Origin of the sequence: Weissella ceti, assembly GCF_018394055.1 — a bacterium.
GTDB classification, from domain to species: domain Bacteria; phylum Bacillota; class Bacilli; order Lactobacillales; family Lactobacillaceae; genus Weissella; species Weissella ceti.
On sequence record NZ_CP074441.1, the window covers coordinates 830,215 to 843,892 of the forward strand.

A 13,678-nucleotide genomic window follows, 5' to 3' on the forward strand; every position below is an offset into this window, starting at 1 on the left:
GCCTTATTCGAAGTTTCCAAGTTCGCGTAGGATTTCACCGTAGAAATCTTCACGAGCTGAGTCACCACGTACAAGTTCACCTGAGATTTCTCCGTCGTTCAAGAACAAAATACGTGAAGCAAAACTTGCTGAGAAAGGATCGTGCGTAACCATCAAAATTGAGATGTCCGCGTTTTGGTTAATCTTAGTTAGGTAATTCATCATTTCACGCGCATTTTCTGAGTCCAATGCTCCTGTTGGTTCATCTCCAAAAATCAATCCTGGGTTGTGTACCAACGCACGTGCAGCCCCAACACGTTGTTGTTGTCCACCAGATAGTTCTGATGGGTACTTGTTCAAATATTCCGCAATGTTCAACATTGTGGCTACTTCGCTAACACGTGTCTTAATTGCGGCTGGACGTTCCTTTTGCAACATCAATGGCAATGCAATGTTTTCGTAGACTGTCAAACTGTCAACTAGGTTATAGCTTTGGAAAATGAATCCCATATCTTCACCACGGAACTTTGCAATTTCGTTGTCGTTCATGTGCAAGATATCTTGTTGGTTAATACGTACTTCACCAGATGTTGGCTTCATCAAAGTTGATAGGATGTTCAACAATGTTGACTTACCAGACCCTGAAGGTCCCATAATCGCCAAAAATTCTCCCTTTTCAACTGATAATGAAAGATTATGTAAGACTGTTTGTTCGACACCTGCGGCACTCTTATAAACTTGCTTAATATTATTTGCAACCAAAGCTGGTTCTGTCATGATATTACCTCTTCTATTTTTTATTTTTAGTCATATCTTATTACACAGGTAACGTTATCATACGCCGTATAATACTGCAACAGAAAAAATTAATCCAATTTAACCTGATAAATCACATAACATTATCTATGAGATGACATCATTCCGTACAAATCCCACCATTAAGCCATTTAATCCGGTTTTTAGAGAAACAAAAAAACGTACTTCAGATATTAATAAAATCTGAAGTACGTTCAATTTTTTTATTGTCCAATGACCATAGCGGCATATGGCGCCAACGTAATATTATCACCTGCCAATGTCTTCGCTGCATGAATATCGTTTACCAATAGGACTTCTCCAGCCATAATCGTAGGCATTGAAACGGTTTGAGTTTCTGCACCTAGATTAATCAAAACAGTGATTGTACGATCACCTAATTGACGCTGGTATGCAATCACATCCGCTGGTACATCCATTAATGGTGTAAACTCACCATCAATAATTGTTTCATGCCACATGTCATCAACACGTACTTTATTCATTGCGCGGTAGTATGCTAAGACTGAGTTTTCATCTGTATTTTCCACCGCAACGTTAATACCTTCACGACGATTGTTCATTTCCAACCAAGGCTCTGCGTTTGAGAAGCCACCGAACGCTTCATCAGTCCATTGCATTGGTGTTCGTGCGTTATCACGAGACTTTGCATTAACTGTCTTCAATGCCTCTTCCTTCGATACACCAGCTTCCATCGCAACGGCATAGTTGTTCAATGAAGACACATCATTGAATTCAGAAATATCAGAACGTTCGAAGTTCTTCATTCCAATTTCTTGCCCTTGATAGATGAATGGCACACCAGGTACAAAGTAGTACATTGTGGCCAATGCCTTTGCGGCCGTTGGTGTTTGGAATTCAGGATTTGGAACATACTTAGTCAATGCACGGTTTTGGTCGTGGTTTTCTAAGACATTTCCCAGCATTCCGTTTGACTTCTTAATTTCAGCTTGGCTAGCAAACAACGTTTCCTTCAACAGCTTAGTATCCCAAGCTGATGGGCCGCGGTACCATTCGTTAACATCTTGTACTTCAATGTTAATGTATGAGAAGTCAAAGATCATTGAGAAGTAACCATTAGGGCCAATGTAAGCTGGTAAGTCTTCTTCAGGTACACCATACGCTTCACCAACCGTAATGACATCGTACTTATCAAATGTTTCTGCCTTCAACTCATCTAGGAATACGTTAATTCCAGGACGGTTTTGTCCCTTCTTAACTACTGACACACGTCCATCGTCACCATCCGCTGGCAATGATGCCCAGTCTAGATCCTTCTTCAAGTGCGTAATCGCGTCAACACGCCATCCAGCAACACCCTTTTCATGCCACCAGTTAATCATGTCATAGATTTCACGACGCAAAGCTGGGTTTTCCCAGTTCAATTCTGGTTGTTCTGGTGCAAATGTGTGGAAGAAGAATGTTCCAGGCTCTCCTGGCACTTCTGTCCACGTTGAACCACCAAAGATTCCACGCCAATTGTTAGGTACTTCACCGTCTTCAGTTGTCTTGAAAATGTAGTAATCACGGTACTTACTTGTTGGATCTGCCAATGCTTGCTTGAACCATTCATGTTGATCAGATGTGTGGTTAACAACTAAATCCATCACGATCTTAATACCGCGTTCTTCCCCTTCTTGTAAGAGGATATCAAAGTCTTCCATAGTTCCAAATTGTGGATCAATTGCTTGGTAATCAGCAATGTCATATCCCATATCAACCATTGGTGACTTATAAATTGGTGAAATCCAAACCATAGTTACCCCTAAGCTTTGTAGGTAGTCCAAACGGTTAATAATTCCTGGCAAATCTCCAATTCCATCATCATTAGTGTCTTGGAATGAACGTGGATAAACTTGATATATTACTTCATCTTTCCAACGGCTAGTTGTTCCCATTATGTCATCCTCCCTGGATTTTAATGTCTTATTGAATGATACAGAATAGCCAGACCCTAAGGTCTGACTATTCTCTTTATTTACATAAATTTGTTTTACTATTTTATTTACATCTTACATTTGAGCCTGATAAGCGTTTGTCATGTTCTTAATATGAAACTCTGTTAGTGCTTATTGCTTAACAAAACGTGTTGCAACAGCACCCATAATCATCAAGATTCCTGAAATCAACAACATTGTTGGCATGCTTGCACCAACCAATGGGAAGATCGCAAATGAAGCAATTGATGCAACGATTTGTGGCACACAGATAGTACTGTTGAATAGTCCCATGTATGTTCCGTCGTTCTTACCATCCAAAGCTGTCGTCAAGTACATGAATGGGATAGCGTTCATTGTTACCCAACCGATACCGATTGCAATAAATGAAGCAATCAACGCCATTTGTGAGTGAATCAAGAATACTGAGATAAATCCAAGTCCACCAATCACCATTCCACCAGCGTAAGCCATTGGACGTTGCTTAGGCGTTGTCTTAGATAGTAGCAACCCCCAAACTACAGACGCAACCGCTTGAGTCGCTGACAAGATTCCAAACCAGTTACCAGCTGATTGGTATGCAGCTGATGAAGGATCAGCAGTGTTCCAAACGTTATCAGCAATCGCACCTGTTCCGTAAGTCCACAAGTATTGGAAAGCTCCCCATGCGAAGAATTGCACCAATCCTAGTGTCCAGAAAACCTTAGGGGCAGACTTTAACAAGCTGAAGACACCTTGCTTGTTTTGTTCATCCTTGTTAATTCCGTGGTACTTAGCGTATTCGTCAGGTGTGTATTCCTTAACAGACATAACTGAGAAGATTGCACTAACCAACAGTAGAATAGCACCAATGTAGAATGCCCAGATAACTGAGTTAGGCAAAGTTCCCTTTGCCGCAACATTAGATACACCAATCAAAGTCAAAATGAATGGTAGCAAAGTTGCTAGGATTCCCCCTAGGTTACCCCAGATTGTTTGGAATGACCACGCATAGTTCTTTTGATCGTCAGGTACCATATCTCCGATGATCATCTTGAAAGGTTGCATGGCCATGTTAGAAGACAAATCCATGAACAAAATGGCGAAGGTTGCAAACGATAAGGCTGCTACCGATCCAAATCCAAAACCAAAGGATCCAGCGTTTGGCAACAATATCATCATGATAACGGCAATCAGGGCTCCAATCAATAGATATGGCATACGACGACCACCTAACTTAGGCAACCATGTACGATCTGACAAGAACCCAACAATCGGTTGGATAAACATTCCCACCAATGGTGGCAAAATAAAGAAGAAACCAAGTGTATGTGGATCTGCTCCAATTGTTTGGAAGATACGTCCCATACTTGAACTTTGCAATGAGAAGGCCATTGAAACTCCCAAGTTTCCAATAGTCATCATCATGATTGTGCGTTTTGCCAAACTTGGCAATGATTTTGTTTTTACCGCTTCAGCCATCTGACTGTCCTCTTTTCCTATATAATCCATAAATCGCTTATCAACATTTATTATGATAGCGCTTACAGAAAACGTTTACAATGGGTTTTCAGATGTTACCGGTAACATTATCATTTGAGCGGATGACTTATTTTTTCACATAGTCCGTAAACCCGCTTAACAACTGCATTTACTTGCATTCCCGCCTTTTCGTGCCAAATCACCCCATTCAAGCTTCACAAACTGCATCCTTAGATATCAATCAACTGTATACGCAATGACTCCACCGTTCTAACCTATTATAAGGATTTGTTTCCCTGAATTATTTGCTATAATACTGTAAAGGCTTTCAAAACAATTCATATAAAGATAAGGAGCAATATTTATGGTATCTATCACAGATGTCGCTAAACATGCGCACGTTTCTAAGATGACCGTATCCAGAGTTTTAAATCATCCTGAAAAAGTTTCACCTAGCATTAAAGCTGATGTCTTAGCTGCCATTGATGAACTTGGTTACGTCCAAAATCGTGCTGGTCGCTCCTTAGCCACTAAACGTAACTACGCAATCGCATTCGTTATGTTAGATCAAATGGATCAGGTTGAACCTTACTTTGGGAATCTTATCCTATATATTGCAGATGAATTGCAACGAAAAGGCTACACAATGTCGCTACATCGTTCTTTAGACGATAGTTATGAGAATATGGATGGTTTATTGATTAGCGGTGCCCGTCCACATGATATTGCAGCGATTCAACAACTGTCACTTCCTTCTGTGTCATATGGTAATCATCCTGACATCAATTCGGTTGATATTGATAATATCGCTGGGACAGCATTAGCCACAGATGAACTTATTAGTCACACATATGATGAGTATCTTTATCTGGATCTTGATATGCCTGATACCTTTGCAAACGATCGTAAACAAGGTTTTCTTGATCATATTGGTGCTCAACCACACACCATTATCACCTTAGCGAATGATGAACATCTGGCATTTGACGCCGTTTCAACCGTCTTAAAAGAGCATCACAATATTGGGATTGTTGCTTCAACAGATCGTTTAGCATTAGGTGCTTTACGTGCGGTTAAACAAGCCAAGCTAGTCATTCCTAATGACGTCGGTATCATTGGATTCGATGGTATTTTTATCCACAAATTGGCTGAACAAGAACTAAGCACCATTGTGCAGCCATTAGCTGGGATTGCTCAAGAAATGGTTAATCTATTATTAGAACAACTAGACACACCATTGGACTCGACCATATCCCGTGCAGTTCCCCCTTATTTCAGTCAGGGTCAGACTTCGTAAGTGTTTTATCATTCATATGTATAAAAAAAGAACTAACCATAGCGAATGCTGTGATTAGTTCTTTTTTTGTGTCACTTACCTTGTTATTACTTAATAACATCAGTAATGTCTTGTTCATAAGGTAGGTAATTATCCCACGCTTCTGATAAGAATTGATTGTCAATCTTGTATTCAACAGGTTTACTTGGTTGTGACAAGAATGGCTTAACTGCATCATCAATTGCTAGCCAACCGTTCCATCCAACGTGGATTGTATCTTGTAGGAAATACGGCTTACCACCATCTTTACTCAAATCAGTAATGTTATTGAACCCTTGCGTTGTCAATTGTGTTTTAATCTTTTCGACTGCTGAGTTATAACGATCAACATTTAAGCCGGTGTAGTCGGACCACTTCTTGTTGACCGGCGGAATGATAAACAAGACATCTGTCTTCGTCTTAGCCAATTGTTCCAACACTAATTGGAAATCACTATACTCACTTGAACGACAATAGTTAAAGTGTGTTTGTGAATTTTTCAATTTTGCCAACTTATTTCCATGCCCCAAGCGTTCAGCAAAGAATTTATTTTGAATACCAAATTGATTATTCGTTGTATTTTCTTCACCTGCTTTAGTTGCAATTTCTGTCAACGTTTGAAGATCAAACTTATTAGGCAATGTTGATAGATTTTTCTCAACATCTTTTTTATAATCAGCATTCAAACGCCATGCACTGAAGAACTTATCTTCCTTCATTTGGATTTGTAATTGCCAATCAATCCAATCATGATCTGCTTGATTCAATGACTTACCTTCTGAGACTTTAGTCATCAACTTAGTCATTTTACCATCCGGAATCATGGCTAGGAAACGTGTGGCCGCGTATTGATCAGATGCATCTGTTGTTGCATTCTTTAAGAAATACAGCGCTTGGGATGGGCTATAAAACTCCCCAAAGGCCCCCTTACTTGTTCCACGCTTGGCAAACCATTGTGGTGAGATTACAAATACAGCTTGTTTGTTAGTCATTTGGTCAGAAATTTGTTGCATACCAAAATACTGTGATAGAGATGTTGCTCCAGCTTGCCCTAGTAGCAATGGTCGATAATCACGATCATACTTCTCAGCTAGCACTGAAGGATGAAACGGATCAAATCGTTTCCATTCACTTGAACCAAAAAATGGTACAAAGCGATGTTCTGTATTCCCTAATAGTTCTTGTTTTAGCGTTGCGCTTTTAAAGACTTTTGGATCAACAGATGTCGCTGTTTTCTTCTGTGCTGTGTAATCCATCTTAGGACTAACATCAACTAAGAATACCAACGTAATGACACCTAACACCGCAAGCAAGACTGGCCCAAACATCAGCCAGAGACGCTTAAGCATTACGTAATCCCTCTACTCCAGCAACGATCTTGTTAGCTGTATTCCAGTCATCACGTCCCATTTCAGAAACAGGTACCTTGATGGCAAACTTTTCTTCAAGTGCAAGCACTAATTCAACAACTCCCATTGAATCCAAAACACCAGCATCAAACAGGTCTTCATCCATCATGTCAGAAACATCTTCCATGAACAAATCTTCGATAATTGCGTTTACTTCTTCATTAATATTCATTATTTTTCCTCTTTATAATTAGATGTATTACTTGAACCATAGCTTATCTAGGAAGCCAGAGAACAACAAGAAACTAAACATTGTGACATTGAACGTAAAGAAGATGGCAAACGCATTTGTCCAACGATTACTTGGCAACAATGCTTGGCCAGCTTTCTTACGCTTCAAATTAATTTTCTTCTTCTTACGCAACCACCAATCATTGATGATCAAGCACAATCCATGGAAAACACCATATGCGATGTAGAACCACGTTAGACCATGCCAGAATCCCATCAATGTCATGTTAAATAGGTACGCAACAGATGATGTTGTATTACGATTCTTAAATACCTTGTGTCGCATCAGAACCATGACTAGTCGCATAAAGACATAGTCACGGAACCAGAAACTCAATGACATATGCCAACGGTTCCAAAACTCTTTAACATTCGGTGCCAAGAATGGCTTGTTAAAGTTCATCGGGGTTTTTACACCCATGACGTATGAAATTGAAATCGCAAATAATGAGTAACCAGCAAAGTCAAAGAACAAGTTTAGTCCGTACAAATACATCACTAAAACTGTTCCCCAGTTGAATACGCCACCTTGTGCCAAAGCAAATTTTTCTACCGGTGGTAACATCACTGACCCAAAGGCATAAGCAAGCATAAACTTGTAGAAAAATCCTAGCATCAAGAACCAAACTGCTTTTTGCAGCATATCGAGATATTCTGAACGTTCAGGCACCGCTGTAATATCTTCTTCAAAACGACGGAAACGATCAATCGGACCTGATGATACCGTTGGCATAAATAAGATAAAGCGGATTGTCTGCCAAATCCCAACGTTAGCAAGCACCCCATCGCGCATTTCCATAATCATTGCAACTGTCTTGAAGGTTAGATATGAAATCCCCAAGAACCCAAGTAATGAATTATGTCCGCTCAAAAGTGGCGTAAATTTAACAATAACCAGCGGCAAAATACTTAAGGCAACTGCACCATAGAAAATCCATTTATTATCGGCTTTTTGACGATAGCGGTCATATAACCAAACCAAGCCAGTTTGCCAAACCACATACCCCGCTAATGCATAGAATTGTGGCCAACTAGCACCCGCAAACATCAATAAAATAAATACAAAGGACACAATGGTCTCATAAATAGCCCAACGCTTACCTAAGAACATCCCCACAACGATTGGTAATAATCCTAACAACAAGAAACCAAAATATTGTGGATCACTGTATGGTTGCATATTAGGTAATGAACTTAACCATTCCGTCATTATGCATTCACCTCAGCAATAAGTGCCTTAATATCAATTTTACCGTTTGGTGTCATTGGTAGGCTTTCGCGATACATAAAGCGTGATGGCATCATGTATGGCATCATATCATCAACCAATGTTTCCTTAATCGCCTTAGTTGCAAGCAATGGCTTACCAAATTCTTCCATTACGCCGTCCTTTGGTACCACATATGCCAACAATTGTTGTACTTTATGTTGATCGTTGTAACGAGGTACTGCCACAGCTGCTTCAACCAATGGTGATAGGTTCAAAACGTGTGATACTTCCTCCAATTCGATACGGTAACCGTTGAACTTAATTTGGAAGTCCAAACGCCCACCATAATGAATCAAATTTTCTTCATCAAAGAATCCAACGTCACCTGTGTGGTAGGCTGGTTGTCCATCAATTTCAAAAAACGCTTCCGCTGTCTTATCTGGGTTATTCAAGTAACCCTTAGAAACAGCTGGACCAGTTACAATGATTTCACCTTGTTCACCAACTGGTAGAATTTCACCATCTGCCATGACATATGTTGGAGAGTCAGGCTTTGGATATCCAATTGGCAAACGTTCTGCCTTTTCAATCATTGCTGATGTAATTTCGACCGCTGATAAAGCAACCGTTGCTTCTGTTGGCCCATAGGCATTTACAATACGTGCGTCTGGGAAACGTTCATGAACCTTCTTAGCTGTGTTAACGGTCAATTCTTCACCATCGAAGTAGAAGTACTTCAATTGTGGCATCTTTTCAGCATTAAATTCGTCTGACAACATTGCCATATCAGCAAATGAAGGTGTTGAGGTCCAAATTTCAATATCTAATGTAGGTAATACGCTAAATAGTTGCTTAAAGTCATTAACCACATCACGCGGCAAAGCAAACAAAGTTCCCCCTGCCGCTAGCGTTGGTGCCCAGTACATCACTGACAGGTCAAATGAGTATGGTGGTTGAGCCAACATCTTTGGTTGTGCTGGTACATCAAAGGCATCCGCTTCTAACATCCAATTTGTGAATGATAGCAAATTATCATGTGAGATTTGAACACCCTTTGGCTTACCTGTCGTTCCAGATGTAAAGATAATGTAGTAATTATCATCGCCACGAACCATGTTCACAGCGTCATATGTAATATCTTTTGCCATTTCTGTTTGTACTGTTTCCAATGAGAAAACCGGTACATCATTTAATTCGACTGGTAATACATCGATTGCAACAACTGCCGCAGGATTAGCAATTTCTACAATAGAAGTAATACGTTCTTCCGCCGAATTAATGTCAACTGGAATGTAGGCGTGCCCTGACTTAGTCAATGCCACAAATGTAACCAACATTTCATATTGTTGTTCTCCAAACACCATGACTGGTGCTTGATCCGGTAGATTTACCGTATCAAAATACGCAGCAAGCGCATCTGAATCATGCTTTAATTGCGCATATGTGTGCGTCGTTCCCAAAATGTCATAGACTGCTTGGTCGCCTTGCGTCTTTGCATAATTATCAATTGTTTCGATCATATTTGTTGTTAACATGATTTTTCCCTCATATCACTTTATTTACTAGAATTCGTTGTAGATAAATCCACCTTGTCCATGACCAGAGTAGCCATATAGGTAAAGCAGAAATAATAGAATGCCGAAGTAAAATACGGTTTGAAAAACGAACCGCCAAAATGTGCTATTTTTCATAATATTTGAACCTCTTACGTAATTATCCAACTGAGTGAATTCTTTATGAGTATACTCTCCTAAGTGCCTTAAAACCAGCTTTTTTATCGTCTATTATGACGAAACATTACCATTACTTTACATAATTCAAAGATTTTGTCATAAAAGACTTATTTGTTATAAGCAATAATTATGACGTTAATTGTCAACGCCCTACATCAAACAACACTAGCCAATAAATACATTACACTATTTCAACTGTAATTATATGTATAAATAGAATTACTCTACAAATAATCTTTGAAAGTAATTCCCACTTATTCTTCTCGCTTATGACAATTAAGCACCTACAAATGTACGAAAAGTATCTAAATTAGATTTATTGAATACAAACGTTGGAATTCCCGGAATTGCACCCAGTTCATCAATCCCCTTCAAATAGTCGTCCATTGTAATATATGTCGTTGAACGCATTAAATGAAAGACACCACCCAATGTGTATGACATTAAGTTGGAATCTTGCATACCATTTCTATTATAAAATTCATAACGACGTTCGCGTTGTGTTGCATTTTCGGCATTCACATCTAACATCTCTGTTTCAAGAATAATTCCTTGCGGGTATGTTGCTTGTAGTGCTGCAAGGACCTTACTACCATAACCTTGGCCACGTAATGATGCATCCATTGCTAGGTATAAAATAAGCGCTTTATCATTTGCCATGTTATTTAAGAAAATAATCCCCACGGCTTGATCATCATCATAGACAATTGGCATTTGTGCGCCAGGCACATCCTGAGTTAAGGCAACTAGAATATCTAATGGTGCACGTTCTTCTACAGGAAATGCTTCCATATAAATTTTTTCCCAATATGCTAATGCCTCTGTATCATCAGCAGTTACATTTTTAAAATGAATCATACACTTTCTCCTCTATTTTTAACTTATGTATTATATTATATCACATATAGCTACTTGGACATAAAATACATTCATAGCTAGTTTAAACAAAAAAACCTTTTTGGGTCATCTGTTCGAGGCCTCAAAAAGGTTTTAGTTTATTTATTCAAATATTCTTTTATCATACTGGTACACTTTGTAAGCTCCAAGTCAGGCCAAATGTCTGCACTTTATCTTTTAATTCTGATGAAATAGTTTTATTCCTCAATTTTAATGCGAGACTGTCTTTATTTTCTTGGTTTAGCAACACTGTTTTATCAGAAAAACTATTTGCCATGTTACTTTGATAAATGGTTTTAGACTCGTTCAACTCAACAGTAACATTGTTAATCACAAGGGCTGCGGGTACAGATGCCTTATCTAAGGACAAGCTGACTTTCCAATTAGGCACATTTAAACTCGAAACTGCTAATTCACCTGTAATACTTTGTGCCCTTTGATTTTTGCGGCCAAAATATTCATCACTACCTAGACTCACTTCTCCAAACGAAATCTCAGAGGGGGCAATCAAATGCATAAACTTATTTTCTTTGTAATTCACTTGTACTGTTTGGTTAATTGGTGTTTTATCCGTTAATTTTTCAGTTGGAACATGCGTTTTGTCAGCTAAATACCCTGGTATTTCAGGACTAGATACTTCACCAAAAGACTGAATAGGTTCTAACAATGTTGTAGTGCCTAGCGATGGAACTATTTTTACCGATTGTTTCACCGATTGTACTTGTGTAGGTGGCACTTTCATTCCCGATGGTCCTTGATATTGAATCGTACGCTTATACTCTTTTGTCACAATATTAACGATACGACTGTATGTCACAATAATTTCTTGTTTCAATGGTGTATCATTCTGAAGGGTTTGAGCCGAAATCTTTGTTTTATCTGGATTAAATCCATTAACTGCCGGAACTTGTACTTCATCAAATTCTCTAATGGGATCAGTTAAGGTGACCTCCCCAATCGCTGGTTTAACACGTACATCTTGTTCTACAGATTGTTTGACATCTGGTAATAATTGCTTACCATCTGTATCTTGAAATTTGACCACTCGCTCGTATGTACGTGTTTCATTTGTTTCCGTAAGATTGTATGTCACAACAATTTCTTGAGACCTAGGTATACCGCTACTTAACCTTTGAGCAGGAATATCAGATCTATCTGGCAAATATCCATCGACCTGCGGAATATTTATCTCGGAAAATGTTTGAATTGGGCTAGCTAATTCGGTTTTTCCAGTTGCTGGCGTAGCAATAACTTTTTGTTTTATAGTTTGAACAATATCACTTGGTATGTTCATGCTTGAAGGTCCCTGAAACTTAATGGTTCGGGTGTAATCTCTATATTCCACTCGACTTATTGGTGTGTATGTTACAAACAACGTCTGTGTTAACGACGTATTACTCGTTAAGGTTTGTGCTGGAATGCTTGATACATTTGCCTGATAGTTGGGAATCGAGGGAGTTGGTACAGATGAAAACGTCTGTATGGGGCTTTCTAATGACGTTTTTCCGGTAGCCGGCGTGACCCGCACCTTCTGTGTAACGGTCTGTACTTTATCTGGTGGCGTTTTCATGCCACTTGGACCAAGATAACTTATTGTACGTTTATATGTCCGATTTTCTACCCGACTAGTTGCAGTATAGTTAACATTTACTTCTTGATTGACTGGTGTATTAATGGTCAATTTTTGTGCTGGAACATTTGTCTTATCTGGTTGATAGTTGGTTACAGTTGGCGAAGTTACGCTAGAAAAGGAACCAATTGGACTTTTTAAACTTTCTTGTCCTGTAATTGAGTCCACATTAATCGTCTGATTTACAGTTTGGACCTGTGTTTTCGGATCGGTCACACCGGCAGGCGTATGATATTTAATAGTACGTTGATATGTCCTCTGTTTAGTGATTAATTTTGGTGTGACATACACTTCACACGGCGTATTATTTCTACCTGAATCTGGTTTTGCATAACCAGCTACATTCGCAAATTTTACAAATGTATAACCTTGTGGAATGTATCGCTTAGCCACTACATCCAAACTATAAGAGCCTCCGTTTAGTTGAAGCCGATATTCAGTGGTTAGCACCCGCTTATTTGTATTAACGTCAATAATCCAAATAGGTATATATGGCCAGTTACTTCGAGGTTCCTCTTTAGTGTCACTTAATTGTGATAATATTCTATTTTCACGTACCATATGTTCTTCAGTAGTGATGTGGTTAATTAAATAGCCATTTAAGGGCTCGTCTCCATTTTTATCTACGTTCATTTCTAAATTTTTATCTTTTGGGGCTACAATTTGAGACACGGCCTCACCATATATAGACACACTATCTCCCACATTTTCTACTTGAGGTTTTAATTGTTCCCTAAATAACATGTTTTGCATTTCAGATGTATTTGCTTCCGTCTTTGTTAGTACGATTTGTAATCCAAAACAAATAACCATACATAACGTAATAACTAATTTACTTACTAGCCTCAATTTGTTATTCAATATCCATTCCACCTTTATTTAAAAATTTGATATGGCTTTCACCTTTACATTGCAGAAAGCTTATCATCCCAATGCACGTGTTCTCATTTTTAATATTTCCTAAATTCCCTACTACTAGTTTATTTCATAGAACCCGTTTCATAACAACTACAAAATTTTGTGATTATTCCTCTATTTAGCGTAAATATGATTTGCAAAC

General features: G+C 38.8%; 11 protein-coding genes. 1 reads left to right on the forward strand and 10 read right to left on the reverse strand.

Features of this window, described 5'->3' with window-relative positions; genetic code table 11:
• Positions 1 to 3: 3 nt before the first annotated feature.
• The 3 genes from KHQ31_RS04280 to KHQ31_RS04290 all read right to left on the reverse strand — a co-directional run bounded on the left by KHQ31_RS04280 (position 4) and on the right by KHQ31_RS04290 (position 4,193).
• Positions 4 to 756 (reverse strand): ABC transporter ATP-binding protein, encoded by a 753-nt coding sequence (locus tag KHQ31_RS04280; RefSeq protein ID WP_213408136.1) that lies wholly within the window; start codon positions 754 to 756, stop codon positions 4 to 6.
• A 242-nt stretch (positions 757 to 998) separates the two neighbouring features.
• Positions 999 to 2,693, reverse strand: coding sequence for an alpha-glucosidase (locus tag KHQ31_RS04285; RefSeq protein WP_213408138.1), 1,695 nt, complete (start codon positions 2,691 to 2,693; stop codon positions 999 to 1,001).
• A 171-nt stretch (positions 2,694 to 2,864) separates the two neighbouring features.
• Entirely contained in the window at positions 2,865 to 4,193 is a 1,329-nt protein-coding gene (locus KHQ31_RS04290; RefSeq protein ID WP_213408140.1) for an SLC45 family MFS transporter, read from the reverse strand.
• A gap of 364 nt (positions 4,194 to 4,557) precedes the next feature.
• Here KHQ31_RS04290 and KHQ31_RS04295 point away from each other — a divergent pair, with 364 nt between their 5' ends.
• On the forward strand, positions 4,558 to 5,490 hold the full coding sequence (locus tag KHQ31_RS04295) for a LacI family DNA-binding transcriptional regulator (protein ID WP_213408142.1): 933 nt from the start codon (positions 4,558 to 4,560) through the stop codon (positions 5,488 to 5,490).
• 86 nt (positions 5,491 to 5,576) lie between these two features.
• Here KHQ31_RS04295 and dltD read toward each other — a convergent pair whose 3' ends face one another.
• The 7 genes from dltD to KHQ31_RS04330 form a co-directional block, all read right to left on the reverse strand.
• A complete protein-coding gene (dltD, locus tag KHQ31_RS04300) occupies positions 5,577 to 6,857 on the reverse strand; it encodes a D-alanyl-lipoteichoic acid biosynthesis protein DltD (RefSeq protein ID WP_213408144.1) in 1,281 nt (426 codons plus the stop codon).
• Entirely contained in the window at positions 6,850 to 7,089 is a 240-nt protein-coding gene (gene dltC, locus KHQ31_RS04305) for a D-alanine--poly(phosphoribitol) ligase subunit DltC (RefSeq protein ID WP_213408146.1), read from the reverse strand. Before dltC ends, dltD begins: the two co-directional genes overlap by 8 nt.
• A gap of 27 nt (positions 7,090 to 7,116) precedes the next feature.
• Entirely contained in the window at positions 7,117 to 8,358 is a 1,242-nt protein-coding gene (gene dltB / locus KHQ31_RS04310; RefSeq protein ID WP_213408148.1) for a D-alanyl-lipoteichoic acid biosynthesis protein DltB, read from the reverse strand.
• Entirely contained in the window at positions 8,358 to 9,893 is a 1,536-nt protein-coding gene (gene dltA, locus KHQ31_RS04315) for a D-alanine--poly(phosphoribitol) ligase subunit DltA (protein WP_213408149.1), read from the reverse strand. The genes dltB and dltA overlap by 1 nt, the downstream gene beginning before the upstream one ends.
• 27 nt (positions 9,894 to 9,920) lie before the next feature.
• Positions 9,921 to 10,049 carry a teichoic acid D-Ala incorporation-associated protein DltX gene (gene dltX, locus KHQ31_RS04320; RefSeq protein ID WP_213408151.1) on the reverse strand — a complete coding sequence of 43 codons (129 nt, stop codon included), beginning with the start codon at positions 10,047 to 10,049 and terminating at the stop codon, positions 9,921 to 9,923.
• Between the two features lie 318 nt (positions 10,050 to 10,367).
• Entirely contained in the window at positions 10,368 to 10,949 is a 582-nt protein-coding gene (locus KHQ31_RS04325; RefSeq protein ID WP_213408153.1) for a GNAT family N-acetyltransferase, read from the reverse strand.
• A gap of 160 nt (positions 10,950 to 11,109) precedes the next feature.
• Positions 11,110 to 13,479 carry a mucin-binding protein gene (locus KHQ31_RS04330; protein ID WP_213408155.1) on the reverse strand — a complete coding sequence of 790 codons (2,370 nt, stop codon included), beginning with the start codon at positions 13,477 to 13,479 and terminating at the stop codon, positions 11,110 to 11,112.
• Positions 13,480 to 13,678 lie beyond the last annotated feature (199 nt).

Excerpts from the sequence above, each read along its gene's own strand:
- KHQ31_RS04280 (WP_213408136.1), bottom strand. The coding sequence starts at position 756 with ATGACAGAACCAGCTTTGGTTGCAAATAATATTAAGCAAGTTTATAAG.
- KHQ31_RS04285 (WP_213408138.1), bottom strand. The coding sequence starts at position 2,693 with ATGGGAACAACTAGCCGTTGGAAAGATGAAGTAATATATCAAGTTTAT.
- KHQ31_RS04290 (WP_213408140.1), bottom strand. The coding sequence starts at position 4,193 with ATGGCTGAAGCGGTAAAAACAAAATCATTGCCAAGTTTGGCAAAACGC.
- KHQ31_RS04295 (WP_213408142.1), top strand. The coding sequence starts at position 4,558 with ATGGTATCTATCACAGATGTCGCTAAACATGCGCACGTTTCTAAGATG.
- dltD (WP_213408144.1), bottom strand. The coding sequence starts at position 6,857 with ATGCTTAAGCGTCTCTGGCTGATGTTTGGGCCAGTCTTGCTTGCGGTG.
- dltC (WP_213408146.1), bottom strand. The coding sequence starts at position 7,089 with ATGAATATTAATGAAGAAGTAAACGCAATTATCGAAGATTTGTTCATG.
- dltB (WP_213408148.1), bottom strand. The coding sequence starts at position 8,358 with ATGACGGAATGGTTAAGTTCATTACCTAATATGCAACCATACAGTGAT.
- dltA (WP_213408149.1), bottom strand. The coding sequence starts at position 9,893 with ATGTTAACAACAAATATGATCGAAACAATTGATAATTATGCAAAGACG.
- dltX (WP_213408151.1), bottom strand. The coding sequence starts at position 10,049 with ATGAAAAATAGCACATTTTGGCGGTTCGTTTTTCAAACCGTATTTTAC.
- KHQ31_RS04325 (WP_213408153.1), bottom strand. The coding sequence starts at position 10,949 with ATGATTCATTTTAAAAATGTAACTGCTGATGATACAGAGGCATTAGCA.